Consider the following 21,367-nt stretch of genomic DNA (forward strand, 5'->3'; position numbering starts at 1 on the left):
GGCCCGGACGGAGCCGGCGGTGAGCCGCGCGCTCACCCGGTCCGCACGACCAGCAGCAGGTCCCCGCCCTCCACCTGCTGCACCCCGCTGATCGCCAGCCGGGCGACGGTGCCGCCGGCCGGCGCGGTGATCGCCGCCTCCATCTTCATGGCCTCGATGGTCGCCACCACCTGGCCCGCCGTCACCGGGTCGCCCTCGGCGACGGTCGGCGTCACCACACCGGCGAACGGCGCGGCGACCTGCCCCGGATCGGCGGGATCGGCCCGCTCGGCGACCTTCACGTCCACCCGGACGGAGCGGTCCCGCACCTGCAGCGGCCGGAGCTGCCCGTTGAGGGTGGTGACCACGGTGCGCAGGCCGCGCTCGTCCGGCTCGCCGATGGCCTCGACACCCACGGTGAGCTGGACGCCCGGCTGCAGGTCGACGACGTGCTCGACGCCCGGCCGCAGGCCGTACAGGTAGTCGGCGGTGGCCAGTACCGACACGTCGCCGAACTCGTCCCGGACGGCGCGGAAGTCGCGGGCGGGGCCGGGGAACAGCAGCCGGTTGAGCGTCGGCCGCGGGTCGTCCCGCAGCGCGGCGGCGTCCGCCTCCGACAACGCCGGGGCGGGCGGCGACACCCGGCGTCCGGCGAGCGCCTTGGACCGGAACGGCTCCGGCCAGCCACCCGGCGGGTCGCCCAGCTCGCCGGCCAGGAACCCGATGACCGAGTCGGGGATGTCGTACCGCGCCGGGTCGGCCTCGAACTCCGCGGCGGGGACCCGGGCGCCCACCAGGTGCAGCGCCAGGTCGCCGACGACCTTCGACGACGGGGTCACCTTGACGAGCCGGCCGAGCATCCGGTCCGCGGCCTCGTAGGTGGCCTCGACCTCCTCGAACCGCTCCCCCAGTCCCAGCGCGATCGCCTGCTGCCGCAGGTTCGACAGCTGGCCCCCGGGGATCTCGTGCCGGTAGACGCGGCCGGTCGGCGCCCGCAGGCCGGACTCGAACGGCGCGTACACCGCCCGCACCGCCTCCCAGTACGGCTCCAGGTCCTGCACCGCGCGCAGCTGCAGGCCGGTGTCCCTGTCCGTGCCGGCGAACGCCGCCACCAGCGCGGACAGCGGCGGCTGCGACGTGGTCCCGGCCATCGGCGCGCTGGCGGCGTCGACGGCGTCGACCCCGGCCTGGGCGGCGGCCAGGTAGGTGGCCAGCTGCCCGCCGGCGGTGTCGTGGGTGTGCAGGTGCACGGGCAGGTCGAACCGTTCGCGCAGCGCCGACACCAGCCGGTGCGCGGCCGGCGCCCGCAGCAGCCCGGCCATGTCCTTGATCCCCAGCACGTGCGCGCCCGACCCGACGATGCGCTCGGCGAGCCGCAGGTAGTAGTCGAGCGTGTAGATCCGCTCGCCGGGATCGGACAGGTCGGAGGTGTAGCACAGGGCCACCTCCGCGACGGCGGTCCCGGTCTCGAGGACGGCGTGGACCGCCGGGCGCATCTGCTCGACGTCGTTGAGCGCGTCGAAGACCCGGAAGACGTCCACGCCGGCGGAGGCCGCCTCGTGGACGAAGGCGTATGTCACGCTGTCCGGGTAGGGCGTGTAGCCGACGGTGTTCCGGCCGCGCAGCAGCATCTGCAGGTTCAGCTCCGGCATCGCCGATCGCAGCGCGACGAGCCGTTCCCAGGGATCCTCGGCCAGGAACCGCAGGGCGACGTCGTAGGTCGCGCCGCCCCAGGCCTCCACCGACAGCAGCTGCGGGGTCGACCTGGCCACCGCCGGAGCGACGGCGACCAGGTCGCGGGTGCGCACCCGGGTGGCCAGCAGCGACTGGTGGGCGTCGCGGAAGGTGGTGTCGGTGACGGCCAGCGGTCCGCGGGCGCGCAGCCACCGGGCGAACCCGGCCGGTCCCTGCCGCTGCAGCACCTCGCGCGGCGTCGCCGTCCGGGCGGCGGTGGGCAGGTCGGACATCGGGGGCAGGACGGACGACGGCAGCTTGCCGACCGGGTCGGGCAGCAGCGCCGGCGCCGGCCCGTGCGGCCGGTTGACCGTGACGTCGGCCAGGTAGCTCAGCAGCCGGGTCCCGCGGTCGGCCGAGCTGCGGGCGGTGAGCAGCTCGGGATGGCGCGCGATGAACGACGTGGTGACGCCGCCCGCGGCGAACTCCGGGTCCTCCAGCACCGCCTGCAGGAACGGGATGTTGGTGGCGACGCCGCGGATGCGGAACTCGGCCAGCGCCCGCCGGGCCCTGGTGACCGCCTGGTCCCAGTCCCGGCCGCGGCAGGTCAGCTTGACCAGCAGCGAGTCGAAGTGCGCCGAGACCTCGGCGCCGGCGTGCACGGTGCCGCCGTCGACGCGGACCCCGGCGCCGCCGGGCGACCGGTAGGTGTTGATCCGGCCGGTGTCCGGCCGGAAGCCGTTCGTCGGGTCCTCGGTGGTGATGCGGCACTGCAGCGCCGCCCCGCGCACCTGGATCGCCTCCTGCGACAGGCCGAGGTCGGCGAGGGTGGCCCCGGCTGCGATCCGGATCTGCGACGAGACCAGGTCGACGTCGGTGATCTCCTCGGTGACCGTGTGCTCGACCTGGATCCGCGGGTTCATCTCGATGAAGCTGTACGGCGCCCGATCGGAGACGGGGCCGGGCGCTCCCCCGCCGGCCGCCGCCCGGCTGTCCAGCAGGAACTCGACGGTGCCGGCGTTGACGTACCCGATGTGCCGGGCGAACGCGACGGCGTCGCGGCAGATGGCGGCGCGCAGCTCGGGGTCCAGCCCGACCGCGGGCGCCGTCTCGATCACCTTCTGGTGCCGGCGCTGCACCGAGCAGTCACGCTCGAACAGGTGCACGGTGCCGGCCGGGTCGCCGGCCGCGCCGGTCGCGTCGGCCAGGATCTGCACCTCGATGTGCCGCGGCTCGACGACGGCGCGCTCCAGGAACACCGTCGGGTCGCCGAACGCCGACTCGGCCTCGCGCATCGCCGTCTGCACGGCCGCCCGCAGCGCGGCGGGCTCGTCGACCTGCCGCATGCCCCGGCCGCCGCCGCCGGCCACCGCCTTGACGAACAGGGGGTAGCCGATGTCGTCGGCGGCGGCGACGAGCTCGTCCACCTCCGCGGACGGCGCCGTGGACGCCAGCACCGGGACGCCGGCCTGCCGGGCGGCGGCGACCGCCCGCGCCTTGTTGCCGGCCAGCTCCAGCACCTCGGCCGGCGGGCCGATGAACGCGATGCCCGCGTCGGCGCAGACCTGCGCGAGCAAGGGGTTCTCCGACAGGAAGCCGTACCCGGGGTAGACGGCGTCCGCGCCGGCCCGCCGGGCCGCCCGGACGATCTCCTCGACGTCCAGGTAGGCCCGGACGGGGTGGCCGCGCTCGCCGATCAGGTAGGCCTCGTCGGCCTTCTGCCGGTGCAGCGAGTTGCGGTCCTCGTAGGGGTACACGGCGACGGACGCGATGCCGAGCTCGTACGCCGCGCGGAACGCGCGGATGGCGATCTCGCCACGGTTGGCGACCAGCATCTTCGCGAACACGGCATCCGCTCCCAGGTCGTCGCACGGCGCCCGCCGGCGCGCAGCGCCCCGCCGGCCGCCCGGTCGGCGACCGAACCGTACCGTGCGTGCCACGCCGTCCCGGCCCGGCCGGCGTCAGCTCTTCTCGAGGAACTCCTGGTCGGGAGCCCGGATCACCGACGCGGCGAGCGCCGCCAGCGCCGGCCGGCCGGCCAGGTCCGGGTCGTCACCGATCAGCTCGGTGGCGTCGGCCCTGGCCTGCGCGATGACGTCCCGGTCCCGCAGCAGCGACAGCTGTTTCAGGCCGGACGCGCGGCCGGCCTGGGAGGTGCCGAGGACGTCGCCCTCCCGGCGCAGCTGCAGGTCCGCCTCGGCCAGCTCGAACCCGTCGGTGGTCGCCGCCACGGCCGCGAGCCGCTGCAGCGCCGGGGTCTGCGGCGGCGCCTCGGTGACCAGCAGGCAGACCCCGGGCGCCGACCCGCGGCCCACCCGGCCGCGCAGCTGGTGCAGCTGCGACATGCCGAACCGGTCGGCGTCCAGCACGACCATGATCGTGGCGTTCGGCACGTCGACGCCCACCTCGATGACCGTGGTGGACACCAGCACCTGGACCTCCCCCGCGGCGAAGTCCCGCATGGTGCGGTCCTTGTCGGCCGGTGGCAGCCGGCCGTGCAGCGGGCGCAGCACCAGCCCGGCCAGCGGGCCGGCGGCCAGCCGTTCGGCGACGTCGAGCACGGCCAGCGGGGGGCGGCGTCCCTCCGGGCCGCCGTCGCTCCCGCCGTCGCCGTCGCCCTCGCCGTCGGCCCAGTCCGCGCCCTCGTCGTCGTCCTGCAGGGTCGCCCGGCGGGCGGCCCGGCCCGGTGCCGCGGGCTCGTCGTCGCCGATCTTGGGGCAGACCACGTACGCCTGGTGGCCGGCCTCGACCTCCTCGCGCACGCGCTGCCACGCCCGGTCCAGCCAGGCCGGCTTCTCCGCCGCGGGCACCACGGTCGTCGAGATCGGCGACCGGCCGGCGGGCAGGCCCTCGAGCACCGACGTCTCGAGGTCGCCGTAGACGGTCATCGCCACCGTGCGCGGGATCGGTGTGGCGGTCATCACCAGCACGTGCGGCGGGCTGGCGCCGTCCGGCCGGCGGCCGCGGAGGGCGTCCCGCTGCTCGACGCCGAACCGGTGCTGCTCGTCGATGACCACCAGACCGAGCTCGGCGAACAGCACGCCCCCGGATAGCAGGGCGTGGGTGCCGACCGCGATGCCGGCCTCGCCGGAGACCAGGTCCAGCAGCGCCTGCCGCCGCGCCCTGGTGGTCAGCGAGCCGGTCAGCAGGGTCACCTTGACGGCCTCCGGGGCGGCGTCCAGCTCTCCGCCCCGGCCCAGCGGACCCAGCAGGGTGCGCAGCGAGCGGGCGTGCTGGGCCGCCAGCACCTCGGTGGGCGCCAGCAGCACCGCCTGCCGGCCGGCGTCGACCGCCTGCAGCATGGCCCGCAGCGCGACCACGGTCTTGCCGGACCCGACCTCGCCCTGCAGGAGCCGGTGCATCGGGTGCTCGCCGGACAGGTCCTCGGCGATCTGCGCCCCGACCCCGCGCTGCCCGTCGGTGAGCGGGAACGGCAGCGCCGCGTCGAACGCGGCCAGCACGCCGCCCGGACGGGGCGGGCACGGCACGGCCGGGTAGCGGCGGGCGGCTGCCCGCCGCTGCGCCAGCACCAGCTGCAGCGCCAACGCCTCGTCGTACCGCAGCCGGGCCCTGGCGACGTCCAACCGCTCCTCCGACGGCGGCCGGTGCACGTCCCGCAGCGCCGTGTCCAGGCCGGTGAGCCCGCGGGTGGCCAGCAGCACGTCCGGGACCGGGTCGTCGACGGTCTCCAGCACGTCGAGGACCGTCTTGACCGCCCGCTGGACCAGGGTCAGCGACACCCCGTCGGCCAGCGGGTAGATCGGCACGACGCCGCCGGGGAAGCTCTCCAGGCTCTCGATCCGCTGGCTGCCCTCGCCGAGCGCGTCGTCGATGACGGCCACCTGCGCCGACTGGAGTTGCAGCTCCGAGCGGAAACGCCCGACGGTGCCGGAGAACAGCGCCGTCACCCCCGGCGTCAGCAACCGACCGAGCCACGGCTGGTTGAAGAACGCGCAGCTGATCCGGGCGGAGCCGTCGGAGACCACCACGGTGGTCATCGACCGGACCTTGGACCCGGGGCGCGGGCGGCGCTCCTGCACGGACCGGACGGTGCCGAGCACGGTGACCTTCTCCCCGACGACGAGCTCTGCCAGGTCGGTCATCCGACCCCGCCGCTCGTACCGCCGCGGGTAGTGCCGCAGCAGGTCGCCGACCGTGGCCAGATCGAGCTTCGCCGCCAGCGGCGTCGCCGTCCGGGCGCCCACCACGTCGCGCAGCGGGGTCTGCAGGGTCACCCGGCCGCGCTGCCGCACCGGCGATCCGTCGTCCGCCACCGGCCCTCCCACGCTCCGCTCACCCGCCGACCCGTCGGCGCCGTCCACCCGCCGACCCGTCGGCGCCGTCACCTGCCGTGCCGGCCGGTCCATCATGCCGAGCCGGGCCGACAGCACCGGCCGGCCGTCCCGGTTCAGCCGCCGGGCGCACCGGGGTGCGCGGCGCCCGGCCGTGCCGCAGCGATGTGCAGGGCGAACACCGTCCCGGCGGCGAACGCCTCGGACACCACGGGTCCGGGCCGCTCGGTGTGCACGTGGAGGTGACGGATGTCGGCGTCGGACCAGACGACCACCTCGGACGACAGCGCGGCCAAGCGCCGCCGCAGGTCCGCCAGCTCGGCGTCGCCCAGGAAGACGTCGAAGGACACCTCCGCGGGGAACGGGTCGCCGACCGGCTCGCCCGGCCGGGCGCCGCACGACGCCGGTTCGGCCGGCGGCGGCGGGGGCACGCAGGCCCGCTGCAGGGCCATCAGCACCGCGCAGACCAGCGCCCGCAGCCGGTACGCCGCCCGGTCCGCAGAGTCGGACGGCACGCTGACCTGCCAGCCCATGACCGCCGCGTCGGCCGCCCGACCGGCCACGTCCGCGAGCCCGTACCCCTCGACGGCCCGGTCGGTCGCCGCGAGGCCCGCCGAGGCGGCCGTGTCCGCGGCGGACCGCTCGGTCGGCACGCCGCCACGGCCGGTCGCGGGCCACCCGTCCGGCGGCCGCCAGGAGCCGGCCGGGTCCGGGACGGGCGGGCCGTCGCCACCGGCCACCGGCCCGCCGGGCGCCGGGACGGGCAGGTCCGGACCGGAGAGCGCGGCGGCGCCGGCCATCAGGCCGGCGGCCAGGCACATCGCGTCGGCGGATGGGCCGTCGGCCTGCCCCCACGCCGCCCGGGACCCGGCGATACCGGCCGCCACGCCGTGCAGGTACCGCTGCACCCCGCGGGCGACCGGGTCCGTGGCCGGCTCCGTCGCCGCCGGGAGCACACCGGACACCGAGGCGGTCAGCACGGGTTCTTCGTCGGCGAGGACGGCGACGTCCGCCGCCGACCATCCGGCGCCCCAGGACCGCTCCGGTTCCGGGGCCGGCGCACGCAGCCCGTCGAACCAGCGGTGCACCAGGTCGGCGTCCAGCGCAGGCATGCGACCATCGTGCAGGTCGGCGTGCCCCGCGGCGCCCTCCGGCCCGCCGCCCGGCGGCGCACATTTGGCCCCGCCGCGGTCCGTGGCTATCCTGGAAGGGTTGCCCGGCCGTCTGTCGGGCCGTGCCGACTCGACGCGCCCGCTCCAGGAGCAGCGTCGTCCGTGACGAGAAAGAAGTGAGCCGACATGGCTGCCGTGTGTGACGTCTGTGGCAAGGGCCCGGGCTTCGGGATGAGTGTCTCGCACTCCCACCGCCGGACCCACCGCCGGTGGAACCCGAACATCCAGCCCGTGCGCGCGCAGGTCGCGCCCGGCCGGGTGCAGAAGGTCAACGCCTGCACCTCGTGCCTGAAGGCCGGCAAGGTCACCCGCGCCTGACCGACGCGTCCGCCCCGGCGGACGGCAGCAGGACGACCGACAGCGGCGGATCCCCTCGGGGATCCGCCGCTGTCGTCGTCCACGGGGTCCTGCCGTGCCGGCGGCCGACCGGGTCGGTCGGCCACTTGCCTCGGGCCGACCGGGTCAGACCCGTTCAGACCGAGCGATCAGCTCAGGGGGACCATCCAGCCGTGCGGATCCGGACGCAGACCGCGCTGCAGGTCGGTCAATGCCCGGCGCAGCTGCATCGTCACCGGCCCGGCGCCGCCGCCGGCGATGTCGAACTCCCCCTCGGCGTGCTTGACGGACCCGACCGGGGTGATGACCGCCGCGGTGCCGCAGGCGAAGACCTCGGTCAGCTCACCGCTCTCGGTCTTCTTGGCCCACTCGTCGGTCGACACCCGCCGCTCCGACACCTCGTGCCCCAGCTCCTGCGCCAGCCGCAGGAGCGAGTCCCGGGTCACCCCGGGCAGCAGCGAACCGGACAGCTCGGGGGTGACGACCTCGGTGGACGATCCGGACCCGAAGACGAAGAACAGGTTCATCCCGCCCATCTCCTCGACCCACCGGCGCTCCACCGCGTCCAGCCAGACCACCTGGTCGCAGCCCCGCTCGGCCGCCTGGGCCTGCGCGGCGAGCGACGCCGCGTAGTTACCGCCGGTCTTGGCGGCGCCGGTGCCGCCGGGCGCGGCCCGCACGTACTCCGTCGACCACCAGACGCTCACCGGCTTGACTCCGCCGCGGAAGTAGGAGCCGGCCGGCGACGCGATGACCGAGTAGACGTACCGCTCCGCCGGCCGCACGCCCAGCCCCACCTCGCTGGCGAACATGAACGGGCGGAAGTACAGCGACGCCTCGCCGGCGTCCGGCCCGGACGGGACCCACTCGCGGTCGGCGGCGACGAGCTCGCGCAGCGACGCGACGAACAGCTCCTCGTCCAGCCGGGGCATCCCGAGCCGGTCCGCGGACCGGTTCAGCCGCGCGGCGTTCGCGTACGGCCGGAACGTGGCCACCGACCCGTCGGGCTGCGCGTACGCCTTGAGCCCCTCGAAGATCTCCTGCGCGTAGTGCAGCACCATCGTCGCCGGGTCGAGGCTGAACGGCCCGTACGGGACCACCCGCGGGTCGTGCCAGGCGCCGTCGTGGAAGTCCGCGACCACCATGTGGTCGGTGAAGTACTGACCGAACCCCGGCGCGGCCAGGATCTCCGTGCGCCGCTGCGGAGCGGTCGGGTTCGGGTGCGGGACGTGGCGGAAGGCGGGGACTCCGGTGGTCACCGGCCCACCATAGCAAATACTAGGACGTCCTACTAATTTCTCACCGGACGTGACTGGGCACGAACGGCGGGTTCTGCACGACCGCCCGGAGCGTGCGGCCGCGCACCTCGATGCCGACCTCGTCGCCGTCCTGCAGGCCCGCGGCGGTGTCCAGCAGCGCCAGCCCGATCCCCCGGCCCAGCGTCGGCGAGAACGTCCCCGAGGTGGTCACCCCGACCGGGTCACCGGACCCCGTCAGCACCCGCATCCCCGGCCGGACCACGCCGCGGTCGGTGAGCAGCACCCCGCGCAGCAGCCGGCGCGGCCCGGCGGCACGCTCCTCGAGCAGCGCCTCGCGGCCGACGAAGGCCGCCTTCGCCCAGCCGACCGCCCACCCGGCGCGGGCCTGCACCGGAGTGATCTCCGGGCCCAGGTCCTGACCGTGCAGCGGGTAGCCCATCTCGGTGCGCAGCGTGTCCCGCGCCCCGAGCCCGACGGGCAGCCCACCGCGCAGCCGCACCTGCTCCAGTAGCGCCCGCCACAGCGCCGGCGTCGCCTCCCAGGCCGGGAGCAGCTCGTAGCCGCGCTCGCCGGTGTAGCCCGTCCGGCACACCCGGACCGGCGCGCCGGCGTACGCCGCGTCCGCCCAGCCCATGTACGGCAACTCGGTCGGCAGTCCCACCGCCGCCAACACGTCGGCCGCCGCCGGCCCCTGCACGGCCAGCACCCCGAAGTCACGGTGCCGGTCCGTCACCTGCACCCCGGCCGGGGCCGACTGCCGCAGCCGGTCGACGACCGCCTCGGCGTTCGCCGCGTTCGGCACCAGGAAGACCTCGTCCGACCCGCCGACGTAGGCGATGAGGTCGTCCACGACACCCCCGGACTCCGAGCAGCACAGCGTGTACTGCGCCCGCCCAGGCCCGACCCGGCCGAGGTCCGCGGTGAACATCACGTTGGCGAAGTCCACGGCATCCGCGCCGGTCAGTTCCGCCTTGCCCAGGTGCGACACGTCGAACAGGCCGACGGCGGTCCGCACCGCGATGTGCTCGGCCACCACGCCGCCGCCGGCATAGGAGATCGGCATCAGCCAGCCGCCGAACGGCCCGAGCGTGGCCCCGAGGGCCACGTGCTCGGCATGCAGCGGGGACCGCAGCAGCTCTTCGGTGTCGTCGGGTGCGGTGGCGGGCATGCCAGAACCGTATCGGGCGGCCGGGACGCAGCGACCCGTCGCCGGTGGGCGTCCGCGGGCGTGCCGACGGCACCGTGCCCGCACCGTGGCCCCCGCCGTGCCCGCACCGTGTTCGCGCCGGCGGTGCCGGACTACGGTGCGGGTCGGGGTCGCCGGCGTGCTACCCCCGCCGCCGGGTCGTCCGCGGCGCCCGACCGCCGACCGCCGCACCGCGCCGCGGTCCGAGGAGCCTTCCGCCATGACCGTGCTCTCGCTGTCCGCCACCCCCGTCGACGAGGCCCGTGCCGACGTGGTGGTGATCGCGGCCTTCGCCGGGGACGACGGGCCCGTCCCGGCGGACGAGGCGCACGGGCCGCTGGTCGAGCGCGCCGCCACCTTGGGCGCGTTGGGCAAGGCCGACGAGGTCGTGCTGGTGGACGGGTCCGGACTGGTGCGGGCACCGCGCGTCGCGGTCGTCGGGCTGGGCCGCCGGGACCGCTTCGAGCCGGACGCGGTGCGCCGCGCGGCCGGGGCCGCATCGCGGGCGCTGGCCGGCCACGCCACCGTCTTCTCCGCCCTGTCCACCCTCGACCTGACGGCCGCGGCCGAGGGACACCTGCTCGGCGCCTATGTCTTCGACCGCTACAAGGAGCCGGCCAAGCCCCCGGCGCAGGGCATCGCGCTGCTCGAGCCGGCCGGGACGCAGGACGCGGAAGCCCTGCTGCGGCACGCGGTGGTGGCCGCCGAGGCCGTCGCGTTCGCCCGGGACCTGGTCAACACTGCGCCGAACGACCTGCCGCCCGCCGCATTCGCCGAGCGTGCCGTCGCGGCGGCCACCGAGGCCGGGCTCGAGGTCCGGGTGTGGGACGAGGAGCGACTGCGCGCCGAGGGGTTCGGCGGGATCCTCGCCGTCGGGTCCGGGTCGGTGCGGCCGCCCCGGCTGGTGTCGATCCGGTACGCGCCGGAGAACGCCACCCGGTCCGTCGCGCTGATCGGCAAGGGGATCACGTTCGACTCCGGCGGCCTGTCGATCAAGCCGGCGCAGGGCATGGAGCACATGACCAGCGACATGGCGGGCGCTGCGGCCGTCACCGCCACGGTGCTGGCGGCGGCCCGGCTCGGGCTGCCGGTGGCGGTCACCGCCTGGGCCGCGCTCGCCGAGAACCTGCCGTCGGGCAGCTCCTACCGCCCGGGTGACGTGCTGCGGCACTACGGCGGCACCACCGTGCACGTGCTGAACACCGACGCGGAGGGCCGGCTGGTGCTGGCGGACGCCATCGCCCGCGCGGCCGAGGACGCACCCGACCAGCTGCTCGAGACCAGCACCCTGACTGGCGCCCAGGTGGTGGCGCTGGGCAACCGGACGATGGGCGTCATGGGTGAGCCGGGACTGCGCGACCGGGTCGCCGAGCTGGCCCGGCAGGTCGGGGAGGGCGGCTGGGCCATGCCGCTGCCGCCCGAGCTGCGGGAGGGGCTGGAGTCGCCGCTGGCCGACATGGCGAACGTCAACTGGGACCGGGTGGGCGGCATGCTGGTCGCCGGTCACTACCTGTCCGAGTTCGTGCCGGACGGGCTGCCCTGGGCGCACCTGGACGTCGCCGGGCCGGCGTACAACCACGCCAAGACCTGGGGGTACACCGCGCTGGGCGCCACCGGCGTCCCGGTCCGGACGCTGCTGGCCGCGGTCGAGGACCTGGCCCGGCAGGACGCCTAGCGCCCGGGCTCGCGCAGGCGGTCCCGTTCGGCGCGCTCGGCCAGGATGCGTTGCCGGCGGGAGAAGTCCCGCATCCGCTGCGGGTAGCCGACGACCGTCGCGTCGTAGACGGGCAGCCGGTGCTCCCGCGCCCAGCGCTGCGCGTCCTGCGGGGAGCCGATCCGCCGGCGGGTGAACTCGCCGTCGTGCGCGACCAGCAGCACGGACACCTCCGAGACCGCGGTCCGCGGCTCGACGAAGGCCTCGACGCCGCGCCGCGCGGCGACCCACTCGGCCAGGGCCTCCTCGGCGACCCGGCGGTCGGCGCGGGTCGCGCCGGCCCTGCGGCCGCGGCCGAACAGACGCACGACCACTCCCCCTCCTGCCGGCGGTTGCGTCCCCCGGCGTCCGGGCCGATTCTCACCCACCGGGCGGCGCCGCGCGGGCGGTCGTGCACACCGGGGCGCCGGGCTCCGGCGGCGCGACCGTCGGCGGGCAATGCCAAGATGGGGTGGCGACCGTGCGGACGGGCGCCGGTCCACGGCCGCGCCCAGCCGGGCGAGCCGGGAGCGGCGCGCCCGGAGCTGTCCGCGGCTGCGGTCCACGACCTCGAAGGAGTCCGTACGGCGATGACCGACACCAACGTTGACCTGGTCGTGCTCGGCGGTGGCTCGGCCGGCTATGCGGCCGCGCTGCGGGCCGCCGAGCTGGGATCGTCAGTCGTGATCGTCGAGAAGGACAAGCTCGGCGGCACCTGCTTGCACCGGGGCTGCGTCCCCACCAAGTCCCTGCTGCACGCCGCCGACGTGGCGGACGAGGCGCGGGACGGCGAGGCGTTCGGCATCCGCAGCACCTTCGAGGGCGTCGACGTCCCGGGCCTGCTGAAGTACAAGGACTCCATCGTCAACCGGGCCTTCAAGGGCCTCACCGGCCTCATCCGCTCGCGCGGGATCACCGTCGCCGAGGGCACCGGCACCTTCGTCGGGCCGCGGACGGTCACCGTCGACGGCGACAGCTACACCGGCCGCAACGTGGTGCTGGCGACCGGTTCGTACTCGCGGTCGCTGCCCGGGCTGGCCATCGAGGGCCGGGTGATCACCAGCGAGCAGGCGCTGAACCTGGAGTGGGTGCCCGAGCGGGCCATCGTGCTCGGCGGCGGCGTCATCGGCGTCGAGTTCGCCTCCGTCTGGGCCTCGTTCGGCGCCCAGGTGACGATCATCGAGGCGCTGCCCAGCCTGGTCCCGGCCGAGGACCCGTGGGTGCAGAAGCAGATGGAGCGGGCCTTCCGCAAGCGCAAGATCGCCTTCAAGACCGGCGTCCGGTTCTCCGGCGTCACCCAGGACGACTCCGGCGTCACGGTCACCCTGGAGAACGGCGAGACCGTCGCCGGCGACCTGCTGCTGGTGGCCGTCGGACGCGGGCCGTCCACCGCCGGCACCGGCATCGAGGAGGCCGGGGTCCGGATGGACCGCGGCTTCGTGCTGACCGACGAGCGGCTGCGCACCAACCTGCCCGACGTGTTCGCCATCGGCGACATCGTGCCCGGGCTGCAGCTGGCCCACCGCGGCTTCCAGCAGGGCATCTTCGTGGCCGAGGAGATCGCCGGACTGAACCCCAAGGTGATCCCGGACGTGGACATCCCCAAGATCACCTACTCCGACCCGAACATCGCGTCGGTCGGGCTGACCGAGGCCCGGGCGGCCGAGATCCACGGCGACATCGAGACCTTCACCTACGACCTGGGCGGCAACCCGAAGTCGAACATCCTGCGCACCGCGGGCGGCGTGAAGGTGGTCCGGGTCAAGGACGGCCCCGTCGTCGGTGTGCACATGGTCGGCGCGCGGGTCGGCGAGATGATCGGCGAGGCGCAGCTGATCGTGGGCTGGGAGGCACTGCCCGAGGACGTCGCGCCGCTCGTCCACGCCCATCCGACGCAGTACGAGGCCTTGGGCGAGGCCATGCTGGCGATGGCCGGCAAGCCCCTGCACGTCCACAACTGACCGTCGGTCCGCAGCGACCCACCACCGCAAGACCTTCGAGGAGAACCAGCATGTCGCACTCGGTGCAGATGCCCGCGCTCGGCGAGAGCGTCACCGAAGGCACCGTCACCCGATGGCTCAAGGCGGAGGGCGACCGCGTCGAGGTCGACGAGCCGCTGCTCGAGGTCTCCACCGACAAGGTCGACACCGAGATCCCGTCCCCCGTCGCCGGTGTGCTCGAGCGCATCGTCGTCGCCGAGGACGACGTGGCCCAGGTCGGCGCGGAGCTCGCGGTGATCGGTGACGGGTCCGGCGCCGGTGCCTCCGGCGGCGGCCAGGCCGCACCGGACGCCGCCGCGGCCCCCGCGCCCGCCGAACCCGCGACCCCGTCACCGCAGCCGGAGCCCGAGGCGGCGCCGCAGGCATCCGCGCCGGTGGAGGCGCCGTCCCCGGACACCGACGTCCCCGCCGAGAAGCCGGTGGCCGACGCGGCACCGGCCGGGGGCGCGGCCGACAGCACCGTCGTCAGCCTGCCGGCGATGGGCGAATCGGTGACCGAGGGCACGGTGACGCGCTGGCTCAAGCAGGTCGGCGACACGGTGGCGGTGGACGAGCCCCTGCTGGAGGTGTCGACCGACAAGGTCGACACCGAGGTGCCGTCGCCGGTGGCCGGCACCGTGCTGGAAATCTCGGTCGGCGAGGACGAGACCGTGCAGGTCGGCGGCCGGCTGGCCGTCATCGGCACCCCCGGCGCCGCGCCCGCCGCGCCGCCGGCGTCCGCGCCGGAGCCCGACCCGGCACCGCGCCCGGAGGAGACCAGGGCGCCGCAGACCGTCACGGCCGGCGGCCCCACCGCCAGCGACCAGGCCACCGCCACACCGGAGCCGGCCGCGCCCGTCACCCCGCCCGTCCAGCAGTCCGCGCCGGCCCCCGCTCCGACGGCTGCTCCGGCGGCCGCGCCGGCCCCGGCCTCGGTCCCGGACTGGTCCCCCGCCCCGGTACCGACCGGCACGTACGTGACGCCGGTCATCCGCAAGCTCGCCGCGGACTCCGGTGTCGACCTGGCCACGGTCAAGGGTTCCGGGGTCGGCGGCCGCATCCGCCGGGAGGACGTCGTCGCCGCGGCCGAGGCGCAGCGGGCCGCCGCGGAGGCCGAGGCCGCCCGGTCGGCATCCTCGACCTCACCGGCCGCGGCTGCTGCCGCTCCGGCGGCGTCCGCACCGGCGACACCGTCGGCCGCTCCCAAGGCGGACGCCGCGACGACCGCGCTGATCGGCACCACGCAGAAGCTGCCCCGGATCCGCCAGTCGATCGCCAAGAACATGCTGCACGGGTTGCAGACGGCGGCGCAGCTGACCACGGTCATCGAGGTCGACGTCACTCGGGTCGCGAACCTGCGGGCCAAGGCCAAGGCCGGGTTCCAGGCCCGCGAGGGCGTGAACCTGTCCTACCTGCCGTTCTTCGTCAAGGCGGCGGTCGAGGCGCTCAAGCTCTACCCGGTGGTGAACTCCTCGCTGTCGGACGACCTGAAGGAGATCACCTACCACGGCAAGGTGCACCTGGGCATCGCCGTGGACACCCCGCGCGGGCTGATCGTCCCGGTGATCAAGGACGCCGACGACCTGAACCTGGGCGGCATCGCCCGGAAGATCGCCGACCTGGCCCAGCGCACCCGCGACAACAAGATCGGGCCCGACGAGCTGTCGGGCGGCACCTTCACGGTGACCAACACCGGGTCGGTCGGCGCCCTGTTCGACACGCCGATCTTCGTGCCGCCGCAGTCGGCGATCCTGGGCACCGGTGCGATCGTGCGCCGGCCGGTCGTGGTCACCGACGCGGACGGCAACGAGGTGATCGGGATCCGGTCGATGGCCTACCTCGCCATGTCGTACGACCACCGCAACATCGACGGTGCCGACGCCTCGCGCTTCCTGCAGGCCGTCAAGCGGCGGATCGAGGACGGCGACTTCGCGGGGGACCTGGGCCTGTGACCTGCTGACCGGTCCGGCACCCGATGGCGCCGGACCGGTCGCGAGCGCGATGCGGCGCGCGCGTCACGTGCTGCCCCGTCCCGGCTGCTGGAGGTCCCATGGCACGCGTGCTGGTCACCGGGTCCGCCGACGGGCTCGGGCTGATGGCCGCACAGCTGTTGGCCGACGACGGCCACGCCGTGACGCTGCACGCCCGCTCGGCGGAGCGGGCCCGCGACGCGCTGCGTGCGGTCCCGGCGGCGGAGGGCGTGGTCGTCGGCGACCTGTCGTCGATCCGGCAGACCCGGCAGGTCGCGGAGCAGGCGGAGGCGTCCGGACGGTTCGACGCGGTGATCCACAACGCCGCCGTCGGGTACCGGGAACCGCGCCGGATCGCGACCGAGGACGGGCTGGCCCACGTCTTCGCCGTCAACGTGCTGGCCCCCTACCTGCTCACCGCGCTGCTGGCGCCGCCGGACCGGCTGGTCTACCTGTCGTCCGGGATGCATCGCGGCGGCGACCCGGACCTGTCCGACGCCCAGTGGCGGGACCGGCGCTGGGTGGGCGCGCAGGCGTACGCCGACAGCAAGCTGTTCGACACCCTGCTCGCGTTCGGGGTGGCCCGGCACTGGCCGCACGTGCGGTCGAACGCGGTCGAGCCGGGCTGGGTACCGACCCGGATGGGTGGGCGCGGCGCGCCGGACGACCTGTCCCAGGGGCACCGCACGCAGGCCTGGCTGGCCGTGTCCCCCGACCCCGCCGCGGCGGTGACGGGCGGGTACTTCTATCACCTGCGGCCGCGGGACCCGGCTCCCGTCACCCGGGACGGGGCCGCGCAGGACGCCCTGCTCGAGCACTGCGCCGAGCTGTCGGGCGTCCGGTTCCCGGGTTGAGCGCGACCGGGCCACCTCGCGTCCGCGCGGCGGGTGTCGCCGGTAGGTCGGACGAAGGCCGTCGGGCGTGTGCCTACGCTGCGGGTCGTGGCGGCCGGCGGCTCGTCGACGGACACGCGCGTCACGACCTGTCGGACAGACGGAGAGGAAGCCGGACGCCATGAGGATCGTCGCCGCAGGGGTCAGCGGGTTCATCGGGTCGCGGCTGGTCGCCGCGCTCCGCGAGCGCGGCGACGAGGTCGTCACGCTGGTGCGGCGGCCGCCGGGCGGCCCGTCGGAGGTGCGGTGGGACCCGGATGGCGGCGAGTTCGACGCCGCCGTCCTCGACGGCGCGGACGCCGTCATCAACCTGTGCGGCGCCGGGGTGGGCGACCACCGGTGGACCGACTCGTACCGCGACACCATCCTGTCGTCCCGGGTGCGGCCGACCGCGCTGCTGGCCGGCGCCTGCGTGGAGCGCGGCGTCCCCGCCCTGGTCAACGCGTCGGCGGTGGGCTACTACGGGCACCGCGGCGACGAGCGCCTGGACGAGCTGGCGCCGGCAGGCACCAGCTTCCTGGCCGGCGTCTGCGTGCGGTGGGAGCGGGCAGCGGCTCCGGCCGCCGATGGCGGCGTCCGCGTCGTGCACCTGCGCACCGGGTTGGTGCTCGGTCGTGGCGAGGGACTGCTGGGCCAGCTGGACACCGTGATCCGGCTGGGCGCCGGCGGGCGGCTCGGGGACGGGCGGCAGTGGTGCCCGTGGATCTCGATCGAGGACGAGGTGGCGGCGATCGTCCACCTCGTCGACACGCCTGTCGCCGGCGCGGTCAACCTCAGCGCGCCGGAGCCGGTCCGCAACGCCGAGCTGGTCCGGGCGATCGGCCGGGCGCTGCACCGGCCGACGCCGTGGATCGTGCCGGGCGTCGCGCTGCACCTGGTGGTCGGCGCGTTCGCCGACGAGATCCTGCACGGCCAGCGCGCGGTGCCCGTCGCCCTCGAAGAGTCCGGCTACCGCTTCCGCCGGCCGGAGCTGGCGGACGCGCTCCGTGCCGAGCTGGGCTGAAGCCGCGCCCGCGCCGGCCGGTACCCGTTCGGTCGGTGCCCCTGCGTCTCAGTGCTCGTACGGATCAGCCGGCTGCGTGACCCGCTGCATCGACACCACGTCGGCTGCCGGGACGTAGTCGTTGTCCTGGGCGGCGGTGCCGGCCCGGGCGGTGACCACCGCCGACACCCAGGTGTCGACCGGGTACGGCGGAGTGCCGTCCACGTGGATCCGCATCGGCGTCGCGTCCGCGGCGCAGCAGCTGATCGCCAGCCGGGCGATCGAGTAGCCGCCGGTCCAGCCGTCCCCGGCCGGGGCGACGAACCCGACCACCGTGACCGGGGTGTCGCCGACCGAGTCGTCGGCGTCGTAGAGGGCCCGCAGCACGAACTCCTTGATACCGATCGCGGGGTCCTCGCCCGCCGGCAACGGTGGAAACTGCTTGGTGGGACGGCGCTTGGCGAAGGCCGCCGTGCCCTCGCCGTGCCCGCTGCCGTCGTTGAAGGCGTAGCCGCCGCTGGTACCGCCGGCGGCGTCCTCCGCGCCGGCGCCGCTGGGCTGCTGCACGGCCTCCATGCCGGCGACGGCCTGCGATCCGGCGTTGCGGGTGACCGCCTCGGCGCCCAGCGCGGGCGGCGCGACGACGAGCAGCACCAGCACCGGGGCCAGCAGCAACCACGGCGCCCGCGACCGGTCGTGGTCGTGGCCGTGACCGCCCTGCAGCACCGCCTCGTCGCCCGCCGGGACCGCACCGGTCGACCCGTGCCCGGTCTCCGCCGCGGCGGCCACGGCCGGGACCGGCTCGGCGACCGCGGGGACCCCTCCGTGCTCCGCACGCCGGCGCCGGTCGTCGCGCAGGGACAGCAGCAGCGCGGCCACGCCGGCGACCACGAGGATGCCGCCGGCGAGCAGCAGCAGCGGCCCGAAGCCCGGCTTGACGTAGGAGGTGTAGCGGCCGCTGACGGTGACCGCCAGCAGGACCCCACCGACCAGGGCCATCAGCACGGACTGCGCCTGCCGGTTCACCGCCACCCCCCGAAGAACAGCAGCCCGGTGACCGTCCCGACGACGACCGCGACGACGAACGTCAGCGGCGCGAACCGGACCGCGAACCGTCGACCGAACGTGCCGGACTGCATGGCCACCAGCTTGACGTCGACCGCCGGCCCCACGGTCAGGAAGACCAGCTTGCCCACCACCGGGATGGTGGCGAACGACGCGGCGACGAAGGCGTCGGACTCCGAGCACAGCGCCAGCACGAACGCCAGCACGGCCATCGCCAGGATGCTCAGCACCACCGAGCCGCCGACGTGCTCCATGAAGGCCCGCGGCACCACGGTCTGCAGCGTCGCGGCGGCCGCCGCGCCGATCACCAGGAAGCCGGCGGCCTGCGTGAAGTCGCCGCGGACGGCGTCCACGAACGCCGGCCAGCCCTGCGCGTCGCCGACCGGCCGGCGCACCCGCGGTCGCAACCACTCTGGGCGACCGAGTCGCTCCCACACGCCGCCGACCACCACCGCCGTCGCCAGACCGGCGACCAGCCGCGCCCACACCATCCGGGGTTCCGCCGTGAACGCCACCGCCGTCGCGACCAGCACCACCGGGTTGATGGCGGGCGCCGACAGCAGGAAGGCCAGTGCGGCGGACGGCCGCACCCCGCGGTCCATCAGCCGGTCGGCGATCGGCACCGACCCGCACTCGCACCCGGGCAGCGCGATGCCGCACACCCCTGCCACCGGCACCGCCAGCGCGGCCCGGCGCGGCAGCACGGCGGTGAAGAAGCGGGCGGGCACGAAGGCCGCGATCACCCCGGAGACCAGCACGCCCAGCACCAGGAACGGCGTCGCCTGCACGCAGATGGCGACGAAGACCGTGGACCACCCGCTGGGCAGCACCTTCGACCAGCGCTGCAGCGGGTCGCGCAGCAGCAGCGCCAGGAGCAGCACCAGGCCGAGGATCTCCAGCGATCCGGGGCGCCACCGCCGCCGGTGGGCGGTCCCGGCCGGCGGTTCGGTGTCCCGGTCCTGGTGCACCGACGTCACGACGTGCCCTCCACCCCGCCGAAGCGGCGCTGTCGCGAGGCGTAGAGCTCGCACGCCCGCCACAGGTCGCGGCGGTCGAAGTCCGGGAAGAGCGTGTCGAGGAACACCATCTCGGCGTAGGCCGACTGCCAGAGCAGGAAGTTGCTGGTCCGCTGCTCCCCCGAGGACCGCAGGAACAGGTCGACATCGGGCATGTCCGGTTCGTCGAGGTAACGCGCCAGCACCTTCTCGTCCACTCTCCCCGGGTCGAGCCGGCCGGCCGCGACGTCCATCGCGATGGCCTTCGCGGCGTCGGCGATCTCCGCGCGCCCGCCGTAGTTGACGCACATGGTCAGGGTGAGGACGTCGTTGCCGGCGGTGAGTTGCTCGGCGGCCTCCAGCTCGCGGATCACACTGCGCCACAGCCGCGGCCGCCGGCCGGCCCAGCGGACCCGTACGCCGAGGGCGTGCATCTCGTCCCGGCGGCGCCGGATGACGTCCCGGTTGAAGCCCATCAGGAACCGCACCTCGTCGGGCGAACGCTTCCAGTTCTCGGTGGAGAAGGCGTAGGCCGACAGGTGGCGCACGCCGAGCTCGATGGCGCCCTCGACGACGTCGAACAGCGCCGCCTCGCCGCGCCGGTGCCCCTCCGTCCGGGGCAGCCCACGCGCGCGGGCCCAGCGGCCGTTGCCGTCCATGACCAGGGCGACGTGCCGCGGCACCGCCGCCGGTGGCAGCGCGGGCGGCACCGCACCGCTGGGGTGGGGACGGGGCCGGGCGACCGCCCGGGTCACCGCCCCGCTCCCGACGGCGCCGCGTCGACCGGCACGGCCATCGCGGCATCGACTGCCGCGAGCACGTCGACGTCTGGCTGCACCGGCCCCGCGGACGGCGCCGACCGCGCGTCCGGTTCCGACTCCGTGGAGCCCGGTCGGCCTGCTGGCGGCGCCGACGGTCCCGACGGTCCGCCCCGGTCGACCAGCGGCAGCGAGCGCAGCCCGCGTTCCATGTGCCACTGCAGCAGCGCGGCGACCAGTCCCCCGGCCTCCCGCCGGGTGCCGGTGGTGCTGCGCAGCGCACCGTCCCAGCCGCCGTCGGCCAGGTCGGCGAGCAGCTGCAGCGCCTCCGGCGACGGCCGCGCGGACCCCGGCGACCGGCACGACCCGCACAGCGCCCCGCCGGACGGGACGTGGAACGCGGCGTGCGGTCCGGGCTCCCCGCAGCGTGCGCACTCGGTGAGCGCCGGCGCCCAGCCGGCCAACCCCATCGAGCGCAGCAGGAACGCATCGAGCACCAGCTCCACCGGCCGGTCGCCCTCGGACAGCGCCCGCAACGCCGAGACGAGCAACAGGTACAGCCGCAGGGCCGGCTGCCGCTCCTCGCCGGTGAGCCGCTCCGCGGTCTCGGCCATGGCGGTGGCGGTGGTGTAGCGCCCGTAGTCGGCGGCGAGCGCCGGGCCGAACGGGTCGAGGGTGACGGCCTGGGTGACGATGTCGAGGTTGCGGCCCCGGTACAGCTGCAGGTCGACGTGGCTGAACGGTTCCAACCGGGCGCCGAACTTGCTCCGGGTGCGACGCACGCCCTTGGCCACCGCGCGCACCCGGCCCTCCCGGCGGGTCAGCAGCGTGACGATGCGGTCGGCCTCGCCGAGCTTGGTCACCCGCAACACCACCCCGGAGTCGCGGTAGACCGTCACGCGACCATCGTGCCACCGCGGGCGGCCCCGTCCGGGGAGGTCGGCCTCGCGCCTGCCGGGCCACGGACGCAGGTGGAAGGCATCCAGGACGGCGGCCCGTGACCGGGCGACCGTGAGCCGTGGCGGTCGTCCTCGCCCGTCCGGTGCCCGTCCGGTGCTCGTCCGTCCGGTGCACGCACGAGGCGTCCCGGCCCCGACCGGCGGCGACCGAACGAGTCGTGCAAATCGCCCGCGG

At 75.5% G+C, this 21,367-nt stretch carries 16 protein-coding genes; 6 read left to right on the forward strand and 10 right to left on the reverse strand.

Going from position 1 to position 21,367, the window contains the following annotated elements:
• Positions 1–32: 32 nt before the first annotated feature.
• The 3 genes from IEY37_RS13955 to IEY37_RS13965 form a co-directional block, all read right to left on the reverse strand.
• Entirely contained in the window at positions 33–3,500 is a 3,468-nt protein-coding gene (locus tag IEY37_RS13955; RefSeq protein WP_188942544.1) for a pyruvate carboxylase, read from the reverse strand.
• 114 nt (positions 3,501–3,614) lie between these two features.
• Positions 3,615–5,927, reverse strand: coding sequence for an ATP-dependent DNA helicase RecG (recG, locus tag IEY37_RS13960; RefSeq protein ID WP_229674436.1), 2,313 nt, complete (start codon positions 5,925–5,927; stop codon positions 3,615–3,617).
• A gap of 134 nt (positions 5,928–6,061) precedes the next feature.
• Positions 6,062–7,057: a fatty acid kinase subunit FakA-related protein gene (locus tag IEY37_RS13965; RefSeq protein WP_188942546.1), complete on the reverse strand. Its 996-nt coding sequence runs from the start codon at positions 7,055–7,057 to the stop codon at positions 6,062–6,064.
• A 186-nt stretch (positions 7,058–7,243) separates the two neighbouring features.
• Here IEY37_RS13965 and rpmB point away from each other — a divergent pair, with 186 nt between their 5' ends.
• Positions 7,244–7,435, forward strand: coding sequence for a 50S ribosomal protein L28 (rpmB, locus tag IEY37_RS13970; protein WP_188942548.1), 192 nt, complete (start codon positions 7,244–7,246; stop codon positions 7,433–7,435).
• Between the two features lie 167 nt (positions 7,436–7,602).
• Here the strand turns inward: rpmB and IEY37_RS13975 are convergent, their stop codons facing one another.
• Both IEY37_RS13975 and gcvT read right to left on the reverse strand, forming a co-directional pair.
• Positions 7,603–8,712 (reverse strand): branched-chain amino acid aminotransferase, encoded by a 1,110-nt coding sequence (locus IEY37_RS13975; RefSeq protein WP_188942550.1) that lies wholly within the window; start codon positions 8,710–8,712, stop codon positions 7,603–7,605.
• Between the two features lie 40 nt (positions 8,713–8,752).
• On the reverse strand, positions 8,753–9,880 hold the full coding sequence (gene gcvT / locus IEY37_RS13980) for a glycine cleavage system aminomethyltransferase GcvT (protein ID WP_188942552.1): 1,128 nt from the start codon (positions 9,878–9,880) through the stop codon (positions 8,753–8,755).
• Between the two features lie 238 nt (positions 9,881–10,118).
• Between gcvT and IEY37_RS13985 the strand changes: the two genes are divergently transcribed.
• Positions 10,119–11,573 (forward strand): leucyl aminopeptidase, encoded by a 1,455-nt coding sequence (locus tag IEY37_RS13985; RefSeq protein WP_188942554.1) that lies wholly within the window; start codon positions 10,119–10,121, stop codon positions 11,571–11,573.
• On the opposite strand, the gene IEY37_RS13990 is transcribed toward IEY37_RS13985, so the two are convergent.
• Positions 11,570–11,926 (reverse strand): oxidoreductase, encoded by a 357-nt coding sequence (locus IEY37_RS13990; protein WP_188942556.1) that lies wholly within the window; start codon positions 11,924–11,926, stop codon positions 11,570–11,572. The genes IEY37_RS13985 and IEY37_RS13990 overlap by 4 nt on opposite strands.
• Before the next feature lie 255 nt (positions 11,927–12,181).
• Between IEY37_RS13990 and lpdA the strand changes: the two genes are divergently transcribed.
• The 4 genes from lpdA to IEY37_RS14010 all read left to right on the forward strand — a co-directional run bounded on the left by lpdA (position 12,182) and on the right by IEY37_RS14010 (position 17,436).
• Positions 12,182–13,552 carry a dihydrolipoyl dehydrogenase gene (lpdA, locus tag IEY37_RS13995; RefSeq protein ID WP_188942558.1) on the forward strand — a complete coding sequence of 457 codons (1,371 nt, stop codon included), beginning with the start codon at positions 12,182–12,184 and terminating at the stop codon, positions 13,550–13,552.
• Positions 13,553–13,602: 50 nt separating this feature from the next.
• Positions 13,603–15,522, forward strand: coding sequence for a 2-oxoglutarate dehydrogenase, E2 component, dihydrolipoamide succinyltransferase (gene sucB, locus IEY37_RS14000; RefSeq protein ID WP_188942560.1), 1,920 nt, complete (start codon positions 13,603–13,605; stop codon positions 15,520–15,522).
• Positions 15,523–15,620: 98 nt separating this feature from the next.
• Positions 15,621–16,394: an SDR family NAD(P)-dependent oxidoreductase gene (locus IEY37_RS14005; RefSeq protein WP_188942562.1), complete on the forward strand. Its 774-nt coding sequence runs from the start codon at positions 15,621–15,623 to the stop codon at positions 16,392–16,394.
• Positions 16,395–16,554: 160 nt separating this feature from the next.
• The gene (locus tag IEY37_RS14010; protein WP_188942564.1) at positions 16,555–17,436 is read left to right on the forward strand and encodes a TIGR01777 family oxidoreductase; all 882 of its coding nucleotides are present in this window, start codon (positions 16,555–16,557) and stop codon (positions 17,434–17,436) included.
• Between the two features lie 48 nt (positions 17,437–17,484).
• On the opposite strand, the gene IEY37_RS14015 is transcribed toward IEY37_RS14010, so the two are convergent.
• Genes IEY37_RS14015 through recO form a run of 4 tightly spaced genes read right to left on the reverse strand, consistent with a single transcriptional unit; the run spans position 17,485 to position 21,132 of the window.
• On the reverse strand, positions 17,485–18,447 hold the full coding sequence (locus IEY37_RS14015; RefSeq protein ID WP_188942566.1) for a TIGR03943 family putative permease subunit: 963 nt from the start codon (positions 18,445–18,447) through the stop codon (positions 17,485–17,487).
• Entirely contained in the window at positions 18,438–19,457 is a 1,020-nt protein-coding gene (locus IEY37_RS14020) for a permease (protein WP_229674437.1), read from the reverse strand. Before IEY37_RS14020 ends, IEY37_RS14015 begins: the two co-directional genes overlap by 10 nt.
• The gene (locus IEY37_RS14025; RefSeq protein WP_188942568.1) at positions 19,454–20,230 is read right to left on the reverse strand and encodes an isoprenyl transferase; all 777 of its coding nucleotides are present in this window, start codon (positions 20,228–20,230) and stop codon (positions 19,454–19,456) included. The genes IEY37_RS14020 and IEY37_RS14025 overlap by 4 nt, the downstream gene beginning before the upstream one ends.
• Complete coding sequence (gene recO / locus IEY37_RS14030) at positions 20,227–21,132, reverse strand: DNA repair protein RecO (RefSeq protein ID WP_188942570.1); 906 nt, start codon at positions 21,130–21,132, stop codon at positions 20,227–20,229. The genes IEY37_RS14025 and recO overlap by 4 nt, the downstream gene beginning before the upstream one ends.
• Positions 21,133–21,367: the final 235 nt, after the last annotated feature.

The organism is Nakamurella endophytica (assembly GCF_014646215.1).
Classification (GTDB): domain Bacteria; phylum Actinomycetota; class Actinomycetes; order Mycobacteriales; family Nakamurellaceae; genus Nakamurella; species Nakamurella endophytica.